This is a genomic window from Phenylobacterium sp. GW821-FHT12F10 (assembly GCF_058806695.1).
The window spans coordinates 141,033-159,130 of sequence record NZ_JBXAPY010000004.1; the positions used below are offsets into that span (position 1 = coordinate 141,033).

At 70.5% G+C, this 18,098-nt stretch carries 16 protein-coding genes; 11 read left to right on the forward strand and 5 right to left on the reverse strand.

The genetic code is table 11. The features are described from left to right. Nucleotides 1-2 precede the first annotated feature (2 nt). Nucleotides 3-716: a lysozyme inhibitor LprI family protein gene (locus tag AC1RN5_RS20015; RefSeq protein ID WP_493043274.1), complete on the reverse strand. Its 714-nt coding sequence runs from the start codon at nucleotides 714-716 to the stop codon at nucleotides 3-5. 175 nt (nucleotides 717-891) lie between these two features. After that, nucleotides 892-1,527 carry a lysozyme inhibitor LprI family protein gene (locus AC1RN5_RS20020; protein ID WP_493043276.1) on the reverse strand — a complete coding sequence of 212 codons (636 nt, stop codon included), beginning with the start codon at nucleotides 1,525-1,527 and terminating at the stop codon, nucleotides 892-894. A gap of 136 nt (nucleotides 1,528-1,663) precedes the next feature. Here AC1RN5_RS20020 and AC1RN5_RS20025 point away from each other — a divergent pair, with 136 nt between their 5' ends. Continuing rightward, complete coding sequence (locus AC1RN5_RS20025) at nucleotides 1,664-2,212, forward strand: GNAT family N-acetyltransferase (protein ID WP_493043279.1); 549 nt, start codon at nucleotides 1,664-1,666, stop codon at nucleotides 2,210-2,212. Here AC1RN5_RS20025 and AC1RN5_RS20030 read toward each other — a convergent pair. Beyond that, nucleotides 2,209-2,958, reverse strand: coding sequence for a LytTR family DNA-binding domain-containing protein (locus AC1RN5_RS20030; protein ID WP_493043281.1), 750 nt, complete (start codon nucleotides 2,956-2,958; stop codon nucleotides 2,209-2,211). The two genes, AC1RN5_RS20025 and AC1RN5_RS20030, sit on opposite strands and share 4 nt — an antisense overlap. 158 nt (nucleotides 2,959-3,116) lie before the next feature. On the opposite strand from AC1RN5_RS20030, the gene AC1RN5_RS20035 reads away from it, so the two are divergent. The 10 genes from AC1RN5_RS20035 (at nucleotide 3,117) to AC1RN5_RS20080 (ending at nucleotide 16,505) form a co-directional block, all read left to right on the forward strand. Next, nucleotides 3,117-3,659, forward strand: a complete 543-nt coding sequence (locus AC1RN5_RS20035; protein WP_493043283.1) for a DUF2306 domain-containing protein — start codon at nucleotides 3,117-3,119, stop codon at nucleotides 3,657-3,659. Nucleotides 3,660-3,741: 82 nt separating this feature from the next. Continuing rightward, nucleotides 3,742-7,095: a trifunctional glycoside hydrolase family 18/polysaccharide deacetylase/glycosyltransferase family 2 protein gene (locus AC1RN5_RS20040; RefSeq protein ID WP_493043286.1), complete on the forward strand. Its 3,354-nt coding sequence runs from the start codon at nucleotides 3,742-3,744 to the stop codon at nucleotides 7,093-7,095. A gap of 150 nt (nucleotides 7,096-7,245) precedes the next feature. Further along, nucleotides 7,246-8,445: an ADP-forming succinate--CoA ligase subunit beta gene (sucC, locus tag AC1RN5_RS20045; protein WP_421933430.1), complete on the forward strand. Its 1,200-nt coding sequence runs from the start codon at nucleotides 7,246-7,248 to the stop codon at nucleotides 8,443-8,445. Next, nucleotides 8,445-9,323: a succinate--CoA ligase subunit alpha gene (gene sucD, locus AC1RN5_RS20050; RefSeq protein WP_493043288.1), complete on the forward strand. Its 879-nt coding sequence runs from the start codon at nucleotides 8,445-8,447 to the stop codon at nucleotides 9,321-9,323. Before sucC ends, sucD begins: the two co-directional genes overlap by 1 nt. A gap of 165 nt (nucleotides 9,324-9,488) precedes the next feature. Continuing rightward, entirely contained in the window at nucleotides 9,489-12,443 is a 2,955-nt protein-coding gene (locus tag AC1RN5_RS20055; protein WP_493043290.1) for a 2-oxoglutarate dehydrogenase E1 component, read from the forward strand. A 35-nt stretch (nucleotides 12,444-12,478) separates the two neighbouring features. Then, the gene (gene odhB / locus AC1RN5_RS20060; RefSeq protein ID WP_493043292.1) at nucleotides 12,479-13,714 is read left to right on the forward strand and encodes a 2-oxoglutarate dehydrogenase complex dihydrolipoyllysine-residue succinyltransferase; all 1,236 of its coding nucleotides are present in this window, start codon (nucleotides 12,479-12,481) and stop codon (nucleotides 13,712-13,714) included. Nucleotides 13,715-13,771: 57 nt separating this feature from the next. Further along, entirely contained in the window at nucleotides 13,772-15,169 is a 1,398-nt protein-coding gene (gene lpdA / locus AC1RN5_RS20065; RefSeq protein WP_493043294.1) for a dihydrolipoyl dehydrogenase, read from the forward strand. Next, nucleotides 15,169-15,582, forward strand: coding sequence for a GNAT family N-acetyltransferase (locus tag AC1RN5_RS20070; RefSeq protein WP_493043296.1), 414 nt, complete (start codon nucleotides 15,169-15,171; stop codon nucleotides 15,580-15,582). The genes lpdA and AC1RN5_RS20070 overlap by 1 nt, the downstream gene beginning before the upstream one ends. 52 nt (nucleotides 15,583-15,634) lie before the next feature. Beyond that, nucleotides 15,635-15,874, forward strand: a complete 240-nt coding sequence (locus tag AC1RN5_RS20075; protein WP_493043297.1) for a hypothetical protein — start codon at nucleotides 15,635-15,637, stop codon at nucleotides 15,872-15,874. A gap of 64 nt (nucleotides 15,875-15,938) precedes the next feature. Next, the gene (locus AC1RN5_RS20080) at nucleotides 15,939-16,505 is read left to right on the forward strand and encodes a histidine phosphatase family protein (RefSeq protein ID WP_493043298.1); all 567 of its coding nucleotides are present in this window, start codon (nucleotides 15,939-15,941) and stop codon (nucleotides 16,503-16,505) included. On the opposite strand, the gene AC1RN5_RS20085 is transcribed toward AC1RN5_RS20080, so the two are convergent. Together AC1RN5_RS20085 and AC1RN5_RS20090 are read right to left on the reverse strand one after the other, a co-directional pair. Then, nucleotides 16,502-17,431, reverse strand: a complete 930-nt coding sequence (locus AC1RN5_RS20085) for a tyrosine recombinase XerC (RefSeq protein ID WP_493043300.1) — start codon at nucleotides 17,429-17,431, stop codon at nucleotides 16,502-16,504. The two genes, AC1RN5_RS20080 and AC1RN5_RS20085, sit on opposite strands and share 4 nt — an antisense overlap. Continuing rightward, the gene (locus AC1RN5_RS20090) at nucleotides 17,416-18,093 is read right to left on the reverse strand and encodes a DUF484 family protein (protein WP_493043302.1); all 678 of its coding nucleotides are present in this window, start codon (nucleotides 18,091-18,093) and stop codon (nucleotides 17,416-17,418) included. The genes AC1RN5_RS20085 and AC1RN5_RS20090 overlap by 16 nt, the downstream gene beginning before the upstream one ends. Nucleotides 18,094-18,098 lie beyond the last annotated feature (5 nt).

Consider the following 18,098-nt stretch of genomic DNA (forward strand, 5'->3'; position numbering starts at 1 on the left):
TCTCAGCCCACCGGGGCTGAGATTTCCGCGACCGCTTGATGGACCCCGCTCGGCGCAGGCCGGGCGGGGTTTTCCTTGGGCGAAAGCTGGGCGATGCGCGCCTCGTAGAGGCTAGCCAGGGCCTCGGGCGAGGTCTTGGCGGCGGCCTCGCGGGCCGCCAGCCAGCGGGCCTGGTCGCGGGCCAGGGCCGGATAGGCCGCCCCCGAAGACAGGGCGCCGCGATAGGCCTGGGCCATCCGGCGGTCGGCCTGCGCCAGGGCCGGGTCGACGCAGACCATCTGGTCGGCCAGGGTCCGGGCCGTGCGGCAGTCGAAGCTGGGCGCCTCGACATAGGCCGCGTCCACCACCTCCCCGGTCGCCGCGACGGCGGGGTCGTCGGGGGAGACCCCGACATCCATCAGGCTGGTGGGGGGCGCGATCGTCTCCTCGGGCTTGGCCAGGACGATGCGGACCTGCGGCGGCGCCGGCGCGGCGGCCACCGGGCGGGGGGCGGCCTGGCGCAGGGCCTGCGCCGCGGCGCGGCGATCGACATCGGCCCGCAGCCAGAGGCCGAGGCCCATGCCCATCACGCAGGCGACGCTGACCGCCGCGGAGATGTGGACCGGATTGATCTGCAGGTGGGGGTGGGCGGTCTCGGCCTCGGTCGGCCGGAAGATCATCGGGGTCTCGTGGAACTCCGGCGCGCGGTGGCGAAGGAGGCTAAGGGGGGAAAACATGGTGAACGTCCTGGCGTATTCTGGTCCGCCGCGGCCGCCCCGGATTGTCCCCGATGTGCGCCCGCCCTCTCGAACCGACGCCGATACCCATATTGGGGTTAACCTGAATTGTGGCTGAACGGCGCCGTTAATTTCGCGCCTGGATAGAATTGTCTTCAACCCAGAGGGGCGGGCCTCAGCGATCCTCCGCCGCCAGGGACACCTCGTCGTTCAGCTCCTGGATGCGCTGGTCATAGAGGTCGCTCACCGCCTCGGGGGCGTCGCGGGCGGCGTCCTCGCGGGCGTCCAGCCAGCGCTGCTGTTGCCGGCGCAGCCGCCAGGCCGGGATGCCGGAGTCCAGGGCCCGGCGCCAGGCGGTGGCCAGCCGTCGGTCCTGGGCGGCCAGGGCGGGGTCCTCGCAGATCAGGGTCTCGGCGGCGCTGGCCGCGCCGGCGCAGTCGAAGCTGGGGCCGCGGGCGGCCGGCCGGGCCGGGGGCGCCTCCACCTGGCGGACGGGGATCGGCTCGGCGGCCGGCGCCGGGGCGGCGATCCGGGGCGCCTTGAGCCCCGCCGGCAGCAGCTCCAGCTTGCCGCCCTCGACGGCGGGCAGGGGCTCGTCGCGGTCGATCTCGATCTGCATCTGGCTCACCGGCTGCATCGAGCCGGGCGCGCGGTTGTCGGCGGCGAGCTGCGGCCGCGCCAGCAGGCCGAAGGCCAGGCCAAGGACGCAGGCCCCGCCGATCCCGGCCAGCACCATGGGCTTGGCGAAGACGGCCTTGGCGCCGCGCGACGGCGGAAGAACGGTGGAGCTCGGCGGGGTCTCGATGGTCATGGCGTCTTCCCTGGTCCCAGCCTCCTTGAATCCCCGAGGCGTCCTATCGTTGCGGCGGACGGCTGAACCGCGACTGAACCGGCCGTTGATAAGCCTGGCCGCCTGCCGGTATGTCGGCTGCGTACGGGAGACATCCATGACCGCCATCGGCCCGACCCTGGAAACCGAGCGCCTGATCCTGCGTCCGCCCTGCGCGGCGGACTTCGCGCCCTGGTGCGCCTTCATGGCCGACGAGCAGGCCGCCCGGCACATCGGCGGCCTGCAGACGCCCTCGGTGGTCTGGCGGGCCCTGTGCTCGGTGACCGGCGCCTGGACCATCAGCGGCTTCTCCATGTTCAGCGTCATCGAGAAGGCCACCGGCGACTGGGTCGGCCGGCTGGGCCCCTGGTATCCCGAGGGCTGGCCGGGAACCGAGGTCGGCTGGGGGATCGTCCGCGATCGCTGGGGCAAGGGCTATGCGACGGAGGGCGCCATCGCGGCCACCGACTGGGCCTTCGACAACTTCGACTGGCATGAGGTGGTGCACACCATCGACCCCGCCAACACCGCCTCGGCGGCGGTGGCCCGGCGCCTGGGATCGACCATCCTGCGTCAGGCGCGGATGCCGGCCCCCTATGAAGACCTCACCGTCGATGTCTGGGGCCAGAGCCGGGACGACTGGATGGCCGGGCGGGCTTCCCGCTAGATCCAGCCGGCCTCGCGGATCAGCCGCGCGTAGGTGCGGCTGACCGGAACCTCCGAGCCGTCCTTCAGGGTGAGCGTCGCCCGCCCGTCGCCGCGCCGCGCGTCGGCCACCGCGTCGCGGGCGACCCACCAGGAGCGGTGCACCTGCGCGCCCTCGATCCCCTCCAGCTCGGCCACGGCGTCGGCCAGGCGCATCAGGATCAGGTCCTGGCCCCTGGAGGTGTGCAGCCGCAGGTAATGGTCCTGCGCCTCCACCGCCCAGACCTCGGCCCCCCGCAGCTTCAGGGGCAGGCGCTCGAGGAACTTGGGCGGGGTCGGGTCGCCGGTCTCCTGCGCGCCCGTCTGGCTCAACAGATAGGCGTGGCGGTTCAGGCCGACGGCCAGGGCGGTGAAGGCCTGACAGCAGACGAAGGTCACCGCGACATAGGCCGTGAGATTGTCGATCAGGGCGGCGTCATGGCGGATGACATAGGTCGCCCCCCACACGAAGGCGCCCATGAACGGGGTCATGACCGTGGCGGAGATCGCGCCCTGCAGCCACCGGCGGGCGTTCAGCCCCGGCAGCATCCTCACCGTGCCGCGAAAGCACAACAGGCCCAGGATGGCGCCGATCCAGGCGAGGGGCAGCGTGTAGGCCAGCCTCAGGATCAGGGGGCTTCCCATGGTCCCGAAGGCGCCGATGAACGCCAGGAAGCCGCCGACCGCGCTCGATCCGGCCAGGGTGCGCGCGACCGTGGCCCAGGTCACGGGGTCCGCCCGCGAAGCGTGAACGGCGGGCGGCCGCGATTGGCGCAGGCGATCTGTCATTCGACGCATCGGCCTTTGCGCATCGGGGGCCCCGGTCTCCACACAGCATCACAGGAATGCGGCCGCGCCGATGCGGCCCTCAGATGCGGAGATAAAGGATGTCGCTGGTTTCGCAAATCTCGGGCCCGAGCCGGGTCCAGCGCCTGCGCCGGCTGGCGCTGCCGGTGGCCGTCGTCGGCCTGGTGGCGGCGCTCGCCCCCTACGCCGGGGCCATCGGTCGCCTGGCCGCCCGCGGCCGCCTGCACGGCCCCGACTGGGCCCTGCTGGCCGCCCAGCCCCTGGTGATCAAGCTGCACATCGCCGGCGCCCTGTCGGCCCTGCTGATCGGGGCGGTGCTGATGACCCAGCGCAAGGGCGCGGCCTTCCATCGCACGGCCGGCTGGCTGTGGGTCGCCGCCATGTCCCTGGCCGCCGGCGCCTCGATCTTCATCACCGGGATCAACGGCGATCACTGGTCCCTGATCCACCTGTTCACCGGCTGGACCCTGATCGCCCTGCCCATCGCCGTGCTCGCCGCGCGGCGCCATCAGGTGAAGGACCACCGCCGGTTCATGATGGGCCTGTTCTATGGCGGCCTGGTGATCAACGGCTTCATCGCCTTCATCCCCGGCCGCACCATGTGGAATGTCTTCTTCGCCTGAGACCCCGCGAGGTCTTGGTTTGGTCAAGCTTCGGCCATGATGCGCGCAGAGGGGAGGGGCGTCCCTCCTCCAGGCGTCAGCCATGGCCGACTTCATCTTCCACGATCCCTCCGGCCGCCGGGCCCGGCGCGCCGAACTGGCGGGGGGGCTCGGCCTGGCCCTGCTGGCGGCCCTGGTGGCGGCCTTCTTCGCCACCCTGGCCTTCGCCCCCACCCTGCCGGCCCTGCACCTGAAGGATCCCCGGGTGCTGCGCGGCCTGCACGTGGAGACCGCCCACCGCCTGAGGGGCCATCGCGCCTGGACCCGGGTGCCCCATCCCCGCCACCCCGGCGTGGCCGGCCCCGCCCGGCCCCTGAACGTCGGCTTCTACGTCTCCTGGGACGAGAGCTCCCGTGAATCCCTGGCCCGCCACGTCGAGGCCCTGGACGTGGTGGCCCCGCAGTGGATCGCCCTGGACGGCGCCCGGGGCCGCCTGGCCCTGACCGCCGACCCCCAGGCCGAGGCCATCATCAAGGGCGCCCGCAAGCCGCCCTCCCTGTTGCCGGTGGTGCACAACGCCCAGGATTCGGTGTGGAACGGCCCCGAGGCCGACGCCGTGATCCTCGATCCCGCCGCCCGCCACGCGCTCACCGCCAACCTGACGGCCCTGGCCAAGGCCCATGGCTACGCCGGCTATGTCTTCGACCTGGAGAACCTGTCGCCGCGGGCGGCGGCCGCGTATCCGGCTTTCCTGGCCGAAGTCCGCGCGGCCCTGAAGCCCCAGGGCCGGGAGCTCTGGGTCACCGCCCCCTTCGCCGACGACTCCTGGCCCCTCAAGCGGCTGCAGGCCGCCGCCGACGTCCTGGTGCTGATGGCCTACGACCAGCACTGGGGCACCGGCGACGCCGGGTCCCCGGCCGGCCAGGCCTGGTTCCAGACCTGGACCGCCGAGCGCCTGGGCCAGCTCGATCCGGCCCGCACCATCCTGGCCCTGGGCGCCTACGGCTATGACTGGACCCTGCCGGCCCCCGGCAGGCCCGGGCGGGCGGAGGCGGTGACCTTCAACGAGGCCACCCAGCTCGCCCACGACGCCGGCGCCTCGGTGGCCATGGACCCCGACGCCCTCAATCCCCGCTTCGCCTATGCCGACGACGCCGGCGCCCGGCACGTGGTCTGGTTCCTCGACGCCGCCACCCTGCACAACCAGCTCCGGGTCGCCGACCCCTACCATCCCCTGGGCTACGCCCTCTGGCGGCTGGGGGCGGAGGATCCCGACGTCTGGGGCCTGCTGCCCCACGCCTATGGCAAGCTCTCCATCCAGGGACTCGACACCCTCAGCCCCGGCCAGGACGTCAATTTCGACGGAACCGGCGAGGTGCTCCACGTCGCCGCCACCCCACAGGCCGGCAAGCGGACCCTGGAGACCGACCCCCGCAGCGGCCTGATCGCGGCCGAGACCTACACGGTCATGCCCACCTCCTATGTGATCGACCGCTACGGCGCCCGGCCGGGCCTGGTGGCGCTCACCTTCGACGACGGCCCCGATCCCCGCTGGACCCCGAAGATCCTCGACATCCTCAAGGCCAAGCACGCCCCGGCCACCTTCTTCGTGATCGGCGAGAACATGGAGAAATATCCCGGCCTGGTCCGCCGCGAGGTGGCCGAGGGCCAGACCGTCGGCGGCCACACCTGGACCCATCCCAACATCGCCGAGGTGCCCAGGCAGGAGGCGCGGCTGGAGCTGAACGCCACCCAGCGCCTGTTCGAGACCCTGACCGGCAAGTCCCTGCGCCTGTTCCGGCCGCCCTATTTCGGCGACGCCGAGCCCTCCACCCCCAGCGAGGTCGAGCCCCTGCTGACCGCCCAGGCCCTGGGCTATCTCACCGTCGGCCTGCGCATCGACCCCGACGACTGGAAGAAGCCCGACGCCCACCGGATCGTCACCCGCACCCTGGAACGTCTGGCCGACACCGAGCGGCCGGGCCAGGTGGTGCTGCTGCACGACTCCGGCGGCGACCGCAGCCGCACCGTGGCGGCCCTGCCCGAGCTGATCGACCAGCTCCGCGCCCACGGCTACCGCCTGGTGAGCGTGGCCGAACTGGCCGGCATGACCCAGGCCCAGGCCCTGCCGCCGACCTCACGCACCTCGGCCGAGATGCTGCTGGACCGGGTGGGCTTCGGCTTCTTCCACGGGGCGCAGCTCACCCTGCGCTGGCTGTTCCTCACCGCCATCGGCCTGGGGGTCGCCCGCCTGCTGATGCTGGGGGTCCTGGCCCTGGTCCACCGCGCCGGGATCGAGCGCCGCACCCCGCCGATGAGCGACGGCGAGCAGGGGCCGCCGGTCACCGTCCTGATCCCCTGCTTCAACGAGGAGAAGGTCATCGTCGCCTCGGTGGCCCGGATCCTCAACTCCAACTGGCCGCGGCTGGAGGTCATCGTCCTGGACGACGGCTCGGCCGATCGCACCGCCCAGGTGGTGCGCGAGGCCTATGCCGACGAGCCCCGCGTGGCCCTGATGTCCTTCCCCAACGGCGGCAAGGCCCAGGCCCTGAACCGCGGCCTGGCCGTGGCCCGGGGCGAGATCGTGGTGGCGCTCGACGCCGACACCCTGTTTCCCCCCGACACCATCGGCCAACTCGCCCGCTGGTTCGCCGACCCCCGGGTGGGGGCGGTGGCCGGCAATGCGGTGGTGGGCAACCGCCGCAACCTGATCACCCGCTGGCAGGCCCTGGAATATGTCACCGCCCAGAACCTGGAGCGCCGGGCCCTGGCCGCCCTGGGCGCCGTCACCGTGGTTCCCGGCGCCGTGGGCGCCTGGCGCAAGTCGGCCCTGGCCGAGCTGGGGGGCTATCCCGCCGACACCCTGGCCGAGGACCAGGACCTGACCCTGGCCGTCCAGCGGGCCGGCTGGCGGGTGGAGTTCGATCCCGAGGCGCGGGCCTATACCGAGGCGCCGGAGACCGTGTCGGGCCTGCTCAAGCAGCGGTTCCGCTGGTCCTTCGGCACCCTGCAGTGCCTGTGGAAGCATCGGGCCGGCCTGTTCGACCGACGGCGTCCGATCCTCGGCTTCGTCGCCCTGCCGCAGATCTGGCTGTTCCAGATCCTGCTGACCGTGGTGGCGCCCCTGGTGGACCTGGCGGTGGTCTGGAGCCTGGGCGCCTCGGTCTATGCGGCGGCCTTCCACCCCGTGCAGTGGTCCCCCGACGACCTGGCCCGGCCGCTGTTCTACTGGGCGGCCTTCATCTTCCTGGACCTGTCGGCCGGCGCGCTCGGCATGGCCCTGGAGCGCCGCGCTCCCTGGAGCGACCTGATCTGGCTGCCGGCCCAGAGGTTCGGCTACCGGCAGTTGATGTACTACGTGGTGCTCAAGTCGATCCGCACCGCCGTCCGGGGCGCCAAGGTGGGCTGGGGCAAGCTGGAGCGGACCGCCAATGTCGCTGCGGAAGGCGTGCGCTAGGGTGTGTTCCGCCTTGAAGAACACGGGCTCGGGCAATTGGACGCGCGCGTATTTTTCTGACCGTGGCGCGGTTGCAACGGTCCGGAACGGCGCTTATACCCCGGCTTCTCGCCGCACTGGGCGGGCCCAAACAGCGCGTTTCGCGACCTCATGAATATACACGAGCATCAAGCCAAAGCCGTCCTCTCCGAGTTCGGCGTGGCGGTCCCGCGTGGTTATCCGGCCTTCACCGTGGAGGAGGCCGTCAAGGCCGCCGAAACCCTGGGCGGACCGGTCTTCGTGGTGAAATCCCAGATCCATGCCGGCGGTCGCGGCAAGGGCAAGTTCGAGGGCCTCGGCCCCGACGCCAAGGGCGGCGTGCGGGTGGTCAAGAGTATCGACGAGGTCCGCGCCAACGCGACCGAGATGCTCGGCCGGGTGCTGGTGACCCATCAGACGGGTCCCAAGGGCAAGCAGGTCAACCGCCTCTACATCGAGGAAGGCGCGGCCATCGCCAAGGAATTCTACCTGTCCCTGCTGGTGGACCGCGAAACGAGCCGGGTCTCGGTCGTGGCCTCCACCGAGGGCGGCATGGACATCGAGGACGTGGCCCATTCCACGCCCGAGAAGATCATCACCTTCTCCATCGACCCGGCCACCGGGGTCTGGAACCACCACGGCCTGAAGCTCTCCAAGGCGCTCGGCCTGAAGGGCGACCTCTCCAAGCAGGCGTCCAAGCTGCTGCGCCAGCTCTATACGGCGTTCCTGGCCAAGGACATGTCGATGCTGGAGATCAACCCGCTGATCGTCACCGCCGACGACCAGCTGCGCGTCCTCGACGCCAAGGTCTCCTTCGATAGCAACGCCCTCTACCGCCACCCCGACATCGTCGCCCTGCGCGACGAGAGCGAGGAGGATCCCAAGGAGATCGAGGCCTCGAAGTTCGACCTCAGCTACATCGCCCTCGACGGCGAGATCGGCTGCATGGTCAACGGCGCGGGCCTGGCCATGGCCACCATGGACATCATCAAGCTCTACGGCGCCGAGCCCGCCAACTTCCTGGACGTCGGCGGCGGCGCCGACGAGGCCAAGGTGACGGCGGCCTTCAAGATCATCATGGCCGACCCCAACGTGAAGGGCATCCTGGTGAACATCTTCGGCGGCATCGCCCGTTGCGACGTCCTGGCTCAGGGCGTGGTGGCCGCGGTCAAGCAGGTGGGCCTGACGGTTCCCCTGGTGGTCCGCCTGGAGGGCACCAACGCCGAGTTGGGCAAGAAGATCATCAACGAGAGCGGCCTGAACGTCATCGCCGCCAACGATCTCTCCGACGGCGCCGAGAAGATTGTCAAAGCCGTGCGAGGGGCCGCCTGATGTCCATCCTCATCGGCAAGAACACCAAGGTCATCTGCCAGGGCCTCACCGGCGCCCAGGGCACCTTCCACTCCGAGCAGGCCATCGCCTTCGGCACCAAGATGGTCGGCGGCGTCACCCCCGGTAAGGGCGGCTCCACCCACATCGGCCTGCCGGTCTTCGACACCGTCGACGAGGCCGTCCGCGCCACCGGCGCCGACGCCAGCGTGATCTATGTCCCGCCGGCCTTCGCCGCCGACTCCATCCTGGAAGCCATCGACGCCGGCGTTCCCCTGGTGATCTGCATCACCGAGGGCATCCCGGTGGCCGACATGATCCAGGTGAAGCGCGCGCTCAGCGGCTCAAAAACCAGGCTGATCGGCCCCAACTGCCCCGGCGTCCTGACCCCGGAAGCCTGCAAGATCGGCATCATGCCGGCCAATATCTTCAAGAAGGGCTCGGTGGGTGTTGTCTCGCGCTCGGGCACGCTTACCTACGAAGCCGTGTTCCAGACCACCCAGGTGGGCCTGGGCCAGACCACGGCCGTGGGTATCGGCGGCGACCCCGTGAAGGGCACCGAGTTCATCGATATCCTCGACATGTTCCTGAAGGATCCGGAGACGGAATCGATCATCATGATCGGCGAAATCGGCGGCTCCGCGGAAGAAGACGCGGCTGAATTCATTAAAAATTCAGCAACCAAGAAGCCTATGGTCGGGTTCATTGCGGGACGCACCGCGCCGCCTGGTCGGCGCATGGGTCACGCGGGCGCGATCATCTCCGGCGGCAAGGGCGGCGCCGAGGACAAGATCGCCGCGATGGAGGCTGCGGGCATCCGCGTGTCGCCGTCTCCGGCGAAGCTGGGCGAAACCCTCCTTGAGGTCCTCAAGGGCGCATAGACCATTCCCGCCGAAGTGGGGGCCGGTTCGGCGCCGGGAATGGTCTCACTTATGGCTCTTGACCGAACGCCAGGGCGTTCGGTCGGGGCGCGAATTTAAAGCGTAGGGCGGTCCGCGCTCGGCTCCTTTGATGAAGCGCCGCGGCCCCCCGGGAAAGCGGACGAAATGGCGGACGACGCAGGTCTGATCAACGAGGTGCTCGCCGAGACCTCCTTCCTCTATGGCGGCAACACCGCCTTCGTGGAGGACCTCTATGCGAAGTGGGCGTCCGACCCCAACGCGGTCGAGCCCTCCTGGCGGGCCTTCTTCGCCTCCCTGCAGGACCGCGCCGACGAGGTGAAGGCCGCGGCGGTGAAACCCGGCTGGACCCAGAAATCCGCCCCCGCCGCCCGTCCCGACTGGCTCTCGGCCATCGACGGCCTGTGGCCGGCGGTGGAGGCCAAGGTCGGCGCCAAGGTGGCCGAGCGCGCCGCCCCGACAACCACCCCCGAGGCCGTCCGCGCCGCGACCCTGGATTCCCTGCGCGCCATCATGATGATCCGCGCCTACCGGATGCGCGGCCACCTGCGGGCCAATCTCGATCCCCTGGGCATCGCCATCCCGGAGGGCGACGCCACCGAGCTGGACCCGGCCTCCTACGGCTTCACCGAGGCCGACTACGACCGCCCGATCTTCCTCGACTTCGTGCTGGGCCTGGAGACCGGGACGGTCCGCGAGATCCTGGCCATCCTGCGCCGCACCTACTGCAGCGACATCGGCGTGCAGTACATGCACATCTCCGACCCGGCCCAGAAGGCCTGGCTGCAGGAGCGCATCGAGGGCCGCGACAAGGAGATCAACTTCACCAAGGAGGGCAAGGTCGCCATCCTCAAGAAGCTGATCGAGGCCGAGGGCTTCGAGAAGTTCCTGCACAAGCGTTTCCCCGGCACCAAGCGCTTCGGCCTGGACGGTGGCGAGGCCATGGTCCCGGCGCTCGAGCAGATCATCAAGCGCGGCGGCGCCCTGGGGGTGAAGGACATCGTCATCGGCATGCCCCACCGGGGCCGCCTGAACGTCCTGGCCGCCGTGATGGCCAAGCCCTACCAGGTCATCTTCCACGAGTTCCAGGGTGGCTCGAGCCTGCCCTCGGACGTGGAGGGCTCCGGCGACGTGAAGTACCACATGGGCGCCTCGTCGGACCGGTCCTTCGACGACAACAACGTCCACCTGTCGCTGACCGCCAACCCGTCGCACCTGGAGATCGTCAACCCGGTGGTGCTGGGCAAGGCCCGCGCCAAGCAGGCCAACCTGCTGCGCGAGAACCCGGATTCCGGCCGCACCCACGTCCTGCCCCTGCTGCTGCACGGCGACGCCGCCTTCGCCGGCCAGGGGGTGATCGCCGAGTGCTTCACCATCTCGGGCGTGAAGGGCTACCGCACCGGCGGCACCATCCACTTCATCGTCAACAACCAGATCGGCTTCACCACCGCCCCGGCCTTCAGCCGCTCGTCCCCCTATCCGTCGGACGTGGCCCTGATGGTGGAGGCCCCGATCTTCCACGTGAACGGGGACGACCCCGAGGCCGTGACCTATGTCGCCAAGGTGGCCACCGAGTTCCGCCAGCAGTTCGGCAAGGACGTGGTCATCGACATGTTCTGCTACCGCCGGTTCGGTCACAACGAGGGTGACGACCCGACGATGACCTCGCCCTTGATGTACGCCAAGATCAAGGACCACCCCTCGACCCGCGAACTCTATTCCCGCCAGCTGATCGGCGAGGGCGTCATCACCGAGGCCGACGTCGCCGGCTGGATGCAGGAATTCGACGACTTCCTCGACCGCGAGATGGAGTCGGGCAAGACCTACAAGGCCAACAAGGCCGACTGGCTGGACGGCAAGTGGGCGGGCCTGGCCCTGCCCGACGGCGACGACCGCCGCGGCGACACCAGCGTGCCCCTGCAGAAGCTGCTGGACCTCGGCACCCGGATGACCGCCATCCCCGAGGGCCTCGACGTCCACAAGACCGTCAAGCGCGCCATCGACAACCGCCGCGTGGCCATCGAGACCGGCGAGGGGCTGGACTGGGGCACGGGCGAGCACCTGGCCTTCGCCACCCTGCTGGACGACGGCTTCCCGGTCCGCCTGGCCGGCCAGGACAGCGTGCGCGGCACCTTCGTGCAGCGCCACTGCGACCTGATCGACCAGACCACCGAGGCCCACTACCAGCCGCTCTCCAACCTGCGCCCCGGCCAGGCCCACTTCGAGGTGATCGACTCCGCGCTCTCCGAAGAGGCGGTGCTAGGCTTCGAGTACGGCTTCTCCCTGGCCGACCCCAAGACGCTCGTGCTGTGGGAAGCCCAGTTCGGCGACTTCGCCAATGGCGCCCAGGTGGTCATCGACCAGTTCATCTCCTCGGGCGAACGGAAATGGCTCCGCATGAGTGGGCTGGTTCTCCTGCTGCCCCACGGCTACGAGGGCCAGGGCCCGGAGCACTCCTCGGCCCGCCTGGAGCGCTTCCTGCAGCTCTGCGCCGAGGACAACCTCCAGGTCGTCAACTGCTCGACGCCCGCCAACTACTTCCACGTCCTGCGCCGCCAGATGCGCCGGGAGTTCCGCAAGCCCCTGGTGGTGATGACGCCCAAGTCGCTGCTGCGGCACAAGAAGGCGACGTCGCGGCTGGTGGACATGGCCGAGGGCTCGTCCTTCCACCGCGTCCTGCACGACGACGCCGAGCGCGGCGTCAACACCGCCGTCAAGCTGGTGGAGCCGGAGAAGATCCGCCGCGTCGTGCTGTGCTCGGGCAAGGTCTATTACGACCTGCTGGACGCGCGCGAGGAGAAGGGCGTCGACGACGTCTATCTGATGCGCCTGGAGCAGTTCTATCCCTGGCCGGTGAAGTCGCTGTCCACCGAACTGTCGCGCTTCCCCAACGCCGAGCTGGTCTGGTGCCAGGAAGAGCCCAAGAACATGGGCGGCTGGACCTTCGTCGACCCGTGGCTGGAGCTCACCCTCGACCGGCTGAAGATCAAGGCCAAGCGGGCCCGCTATGTCGGCCGCCCGGCCTCGGCCTCCACCGCCGCCGGCCAGATGAGCCGGCACATGAAGGAACTGCAGACCTTCCTCGCCGAAGCCTTCGCCTGAACCGTCCGACCGCAAGAACAGAGAGAACCTTCCCCATGGCCGATATCATGACGCCCGCGCTCGGCGAATCCGTCACCGAAGCGACAGTGGCGCGCTGGGCCAAGAAGCCCGGGGACGCGGTCCGGAAGGACGAGATCCTCGTGGAGCTGGAGACCGACAAGGTCAGCCTCGAGGTCGCCGCCCCCGCCGACGGGGTGCTGGACACCATCAGCGCCGAGGAAGGCGCCACCGTCGTCCCCGGCGCGGTTCTGGGTCACGTGATCGAGGGCGCCGCCGCCGCCAAGCCGGCCGCCGCCGCCCCGAAGGCCGAAGCCCCGAAGGCCGCCGCGCCGGCCCCTGCGCCGGCTCCGGCCCCCGCGCCGGCCCCCAAGCCCGCCCCGGCCCTCGCCGCCGCCGCGCCGCTTGCCCCGTCGGCCCAGCGCATCGTGGCCGAGAACAGCCTCGACGCGGGCGCCATCGCCGGCACCGGCAAGGCCGGCCGGGTCACCAAGGGCGACGCCCTGGCCGCCCTGGAGGCCCGCGCCAACGCGCCCGCCGCCCCGGCCGTCGCCATCGCGCCGCGCGAAATCCATGAGCGTGAGGAGCGGGTCCGCATGACCCGCCTGCGCCAGACCATCGCGCGCCGGCTGAAGGAGGCCCAGAACGCCGCGGCCATGCTGACGACCTTCAACGAGGTCGACATGACCAACGTCATGGCCCTGCGCACCAAGTACAAGGACGTCTTCGAGAAGACCCACGGGGTGAAGCTGGGCTTCATGAGCTTCTTCGTGGCCGCCGTGGTCCACGCCCTGAAGCAGGTCCCGGAGGTCAACGCCGAGATCGAGGGCCAGGACATCATCTACAAGAACCACTACGACATCGGGGTCGCCGTCGGCACCGAGCGCGGCCTGGTGGTTCCCGTGGTCCGCGACGCCGACGCGCTCGGCCTGGCCGGCGTGGAAAAGGCCATCGGCGCCCTGGGCAAGAAGGCCCGCGACGGGGCTCTGGCCATGGAAGACCTGCAGGGCGGCACCTTCACCATCTCCAACGGCGGGGTCTACGGCTCGCTGATGTCCACCCCGATCCTCAACGCGCCGCAGTCGGGCATCCTGGGCATGCACAAGATCCAGGACCGCCCCATGGCCATCGGCGGCCAGGTGGTGATCCGCCCGATGATGTACCTGGCGCTCAGCTACGACCACCGCGTGGTGGACGGCCAGGGCGCGGTGACCTTCCTGGTCCACGTCAAGGACGCCATCGAGAACCCGGAACGCCTGCTGCTGGATATCTAAGGGGCGCTCGCCACCCCATATCCTCCCCGGCATCTCTCAATTCGGAAGACCAGGCTCATGGCCCAATACGACGTCGTCATCATCGGGGGCGGTCCCGCCGGCTACAACGGCGCCATCCGCGCGGGCCAGCTCGGTCTGTCGGTGGCCGTGGTGGAGAAGCGCGCGACGCTCGGCGGCACCTGTCTGAACGTCGGCTGCATGCCCTCCAAGGCCCTGCTGCACGCCTCCGAGCTCTATGAGCTGGCCAGCAAGGACTTCGCCGTCCTCGGCATCGAGGTGGCCCCCAAGCTCAACCTGCCTCAGATGATGAAGCAGAAGGCCGAGAGCGTGACGGCGCTGACCAAGGGCATCGAGTTCCTGTTCAAGAAGAACAAGGCCGACTGGATCAAGGGCATGGGGCGCATCGCCGGCCCCGGCAAGGTGGAGGTCACCGGCCCCGACGGCTCGGTCACCGTGCTGGAGACCAAGAACATCGTCATCGCCACCGGCTCGGAGCCCTCGGGCCTGCCCGGCGTGGCCGTCGACAACAAGCGCATCGTCGATTCCACCGGCGCGCTCTCCCTGCCCGAGGTTCCCAAGAGCCTGATCGTCATCGGCGCCGGCATCATCGGCCTGGAGCTGGGCTCGGTCTGGCGCCGCCTGGGCGCCGAGGTCACGGTGGTGGAGTTCCTCGACCGCATCACGCCCGGCATGGACGCCGAGACCGCCAAGACCTTCCAGCGCTCGCTCACCAAGCAGGGCATGGCCTTCAAGCTGGGCTCCAAGGTCACCGGCGCCAAGGCTGGCAAGTCCAACGTCACCCTCACCGTCGAGCCGGTGGCCGGCGGCGAGGCCGAGACGCTCACCGCCGACTACGTCCTGCTGGCCATCGGCCGGCGTCCCTATACCGACGGCCTGGGCCTGGAGACCGTGGGGATCGTTCCCGACAAGCGCGGCTTCATCGAGACCGACCACTTCGCCACCTCGGCCCCCGGCGTCTGGGCCATCGGCGACGCCATCCACGGCCCCATGCTGGCCCACAAGGCCGAGGAGGACTCCGTGGCGGTGATCGAGACCATCGCCGGCAAGTACGCCCACGTGGACTACAACCTGGTCCCCAGTGTCGTTTACACCTATCCGGAGGTCGCCTGGGTCGGGAAGACCGAGGAGCAGCTGAAGGAGGCCGGGGTCGCCTACAAGGTGGGCAAGTTCCCCTTCACCGCCAACAGCCGCGCCAAGATCAACCACGAGACCGAGGGCTTCGCCAAGATCCTGGCCGACGCGGCCACCGACGAGATCCTCGGCGTCCACATCATCGGCCCCCAGGCCGGCGAGATGATCGGCGAGTACTGCGTGGCCATGGCCTTCCGCGCCGCCAGCGAGGATGTGGCCCGCACCGTCCACCCCCACCCGACCCGCTCCGAGGCCGGCCGCCAGGCCGCCATGGGCGTCGAGGGCTGGACCATGCAGGCCTGATGATGTTCGTCCGCCCGGTCCGCCGGGAGGAGCTGCCGATCGCCGCGGCCATCTACCAGAAGGTCCTGCGCGAGACCTTCACCTGGCTGCCGGCCGCGCGCCACAACGCCCAGGTCTTCCTGCGCGACGCCGCCGAGGAGGCCGTCTATGTGGCCGTCCTCGACCACCGCATCGAGGGCGTCGCGGCCCTCCATGTCCGCGACAGCTTCCTGCACTCCCTCTATGTGGCCCGCCGCGGCGCCGGGATCGGCAAGGCCCTGCTGGACCATGCCGCGGCCCAGGCGCCCGGCCCCCTGTCGCTGAAGTGCCAGACCGCCAACACCCGCGCCCAGGCCTTCTACCGCCGCGAGGGCTTCGGCGTCACCGACCGGGGCGACGACGGCGTCCCCTGGGTGCGCATGGCGCGCTATTAACTTAAGGGCCCGCGGCCCCGGTGGTAGCCTCCCGCCAAAGGGAGTAACGCCCATGTCCGCCCTGTTCATCGCCGCCGTCCTCGCCGCCCAGCCCGCGCCCCTCAGCGCCAGCGCCTGCCCGGACTATTTCCGCCCGACCCCGGCCAAGGGCGAGACCTTGAAGCCACAGAAGCTGGGCGACCTGCCCAAGGCCGCCCTCATCCTGCCGGTCCTGCGCACCGTCCAGGGCTGCCCGGTTCCCACCGTGGTCCGCGACGTGGCGCAGGGCGACGGGCGCTTCGCCAAGCCCTGATCCCCCTTGATGTAGGCTCGAAAATCGGTCCCTTGGTCGGCAAAGCGTCCGGGGAAGGAAACCGATGGAACTCGTGCTGATCCGCCATGGCCTGCCGGTGCGCAGCGCCGAGAGCTCCGATCCGCCCCTGCACGACGAGGGCCACGACCAGGCCCGCAAGGTGGCCGACTGGCTGGCGGGCGAGCGCTTCGACGCGGTCTATTCCAGCCCCATGCGGCGCGCCATCGAGACCGCCGCCCCCCTGCTGGCGGCCAGCGGCCACGAGCTGCGCCACCACGACGGCATCGCCGAGTTCGACCGTGACTCCGGCGCCTATGTCCCCATGGAGGAGCTCAAGCGCGAGGACTACGCCGCCTGGAAGGCCATGGCCGACGGCGACCACGGGGTCGATATCGGACAGTTCCAGCAGGCCGTCGTCTCGGCCCTGGAGGAGATCATCGAGGCCCATCCCGGCCAGCGGGTGGCGGTCTTCTGCCACGGCGGGGTGATCAATGTCTGGACCGCCCACGTGCTGGGCATGGCCCCGCGGCTGTTCTTCGAGCCCCGCTACACCAGCCTGCACCGCTACATGTGCGCCCGCAGCGGCCAGCGGAACATCCTCAGCCTCAACGAGACCGCGCACCTCCGCTAGGCGTGCGGATGGGCCGAGTTGTACGCGGTGAGCAACGCCGCGGCGTCCACGTCGGTATAGCGCTGGGTCGTCGATAGCGAGGCGTGGCCCAGCAGCTCCTGGATGGAGCGCAGGTCCGCGCCGGCCCCCAGCAGGTGGGTGGCGAAGGAGTGGCGCAGCGCATGGGGCGTGGCGCTGGCGGGCAGGCCCAGGCGGCCCCGCAGCCCCTGCACCGTCGCCTGGACGTGGCGGGGGCTCAGCGCCCCGCCCCGCTTGGCGCGGAACAGCGGCTCATCCGGAGACAGCACGAAGGGAACCGCCGCCAGATAGGCGTCCACCGCCTCGCGCACGGCGGGCAGCACTGGCACGATCCGCGTCTTCGACCCCTTGCCGACGATGCGCAGCGAATCCCCCAGCGGCGCGTCCGAGCGCTTCAGGGACAGCCCCTCGGAGATCCGCAGGCCGCAGCCATAGAGCAGGGTCAGCACCGCCTCGTCGCGGGCCACCTCCCAGTCCTCGCGGTCGGGGTCCATCGAGGGTTCGGCGATCAGCCCGCGGGCCTGGTCCTCGGTGACCGGCCGCGGGGCGGAGGGCTTCACCCGGGGCCCGCGCACCAGGGCCAGGTGCGGGTTCGGCGTCTCGTGGCGGCGGTCCAGATAGCGGTGGAAGGTGCGGATCGCCGACAGGGACTGGGACAGGGACCGCGGCGACAGGGGATGGTCGCCCGACCTCAGATGCGCCAGCCAGGCGCGGATCTCGCCCGCGGTCAGCTCACCGCAGGCCTTCAGCGTCAGGGTCTCGCCCCGGTAGCTCTCTTGAAAGGTGATGTAGCGGCCCACCGCGAAGCCATAGGCCTCCACCGTGCGCGGCGAGGCGCGGCGTTCCTGGGCCAGGTGGACCAGCCACTGCGCCAGGGCCGCGCGGGCGGTGGTCACAGGACCGGCCATCGCTCCGCCGTGCGTTCCACCACCCGGGCCAGGAAGGCCACCAGCTCGGCGCCCATGTCCTCGGTGAAGCCGTGCGCGTCGGCCGAGCCGAAGGCCAGCAGGCCGGTGCGGGCCGGCTCCCAGATGGCCATGCGGACCATGGCCATGGACTTGATCTCCGGGGCGCGCTCGCCGAACAGGCCCAGAGCCGTGGGCTGGAACCCCATCAGGGCCACCCGCTGGTGACCGATCACCAGGTCGATCTGCCCCTCGGCCATCACCCGCCAGCCGGCCGGCGTGCGGTCGGGGCCCTCGAGCGCCACCACCCCGGCGGCCAGGCCGAAGCGCAGCTGGGCCAGCTCGTCCACCCGGCGCGCCAGGTCGGCGTGGTTGCGGGAATCCAGCAGGTCGACGACCGCGCCGTGGGTCTGGGCCTGGGCGGCGAAATTGGCGCGCGCCGTGGCCTCCAGGTGCTTGCGGGCCTTGGACTCCTTCTTGTGGGCCTCGTGCACGCGGGCGAGCGCCGCGGGGCCGAAGTCCACCACATTGGCCGCGTCCGGCCGCAGGCCCAGTTCGGCCATCAGGGCCGTGTCGGTCAGCAGGAAGTCGGGGTTGTCGGAAAGGAAGCGGCGCACCGCGTCGGGGCCCAGCGTCTGATCCTTCAGCCCGACCCCGAGATCCATGCGTC

Bases quoted from the DNA above. Each gene is read 5' to 3' on its own strand.
- AC1RN5_RS20015 (WP_493043274.1), bottom strand. From the start codon at position 716: ATGTTTTCCCCCCTTAGCCTCCTTCGCCACCGCGCGCCGGAGTTCCAC.
- AC1RN5_RS20020 (WP_493043276.1), bottom strand. From the start codon at position 1,527: ATGACCATCGAGACCCCGCCGAGCTCCACCGTTCTTCCGCCGTCGCGC.
- AC1RN5_RS20025 (WP_493043279.1), top strand. From the start codon at position 1,664: ATGACCGCCATCGGCCCGACCCTGGAAACCGAGCGCCTGATCCTGCGT.
- AC1RN5_RS20035 (WP_493043283.1), top strand. From the start codon at position 3,117: ATGTCGCTGGTTTCGCAAATCTCGGGCCCGAGCCGGGTCCAGCGCCTG.
- AC1RN5_RS20040 (WP_493043286.1), top strand. From the start codon at position 3,742: ATGGCCGACTTCATCTTCCACGATCCCTCCGGCCGCCGGGCCCGGCGC.
- sucC (WP_421933430.1), top strand. From the start codon at position 7,246: ATGAATATACACGAGCATCAAGCCAAAGCCGTCCTCTCCGAGTTCGGC.
- sucD (WP_493043288.1), top strand. From the start codon at position 8,445: ATGTCCATCCTCATCGGCAAGAACACCAAGGTCATCTGCCAGGGCCTC.
- AC1RN5_RS20055 (WP_493043290.1), top strand. From the start codon at position 9,489: ATGGCGGACGACGCAGGTCTGATCAACGAGGTGCTCGCCGAGACCTCC.
- odhB (WP_493043292.1), top strand. From the start codon at position 12,479: ATGGCCGATATCATGACGCCCGCGCTCGGCGAATCCGTCACCGAAGCG.
- lpdA (WP_493043294.1), top strand. From the start codon at position 13,772: ATGGCCCAATACGACGTCGTCATCATCGGGGGCGGTCCCGCCGGCTAC.
- AC1RN5_RS20070 (WP_493043296.1), top strand. From the start codon at position 15,169: ATGATGTTCGTCCGCCCGGTCCGCCGGGAGGAGCTGCCGATCGCCGCG.
- AC1RN5_RS20075 (WP_493043297.1), top strand. From the start codon at position 15,635: ATGTCCGCCCTGTTCATCGCCGCCGTCCTCGCCGCCCAGCCCGCGCCC.
- AC1RN5_RS20080 (WP_493043298.1), top strand. From the start codon at position 15,939: ATGGAACTCGTGCTGATCCGCCATGGCCTGCCGGTGCGCAGCGCCGAG.
- AC1RN5_RS20085 (WP_493043300.1), bottom strand. From the start codon at position 17,431: ATGGCCGGTCCTGTGACCACCGCCCGCGCGGCCCTGGCGCAGTGGCTG.
- AC1RN5_RS20090 (WP_493043302.1), bottom strand. From the start codon at position 18,093: ATGGATCTCGGGGTCGGGCTGAAGGATCAGACGCTGGGCCCCGACGCG.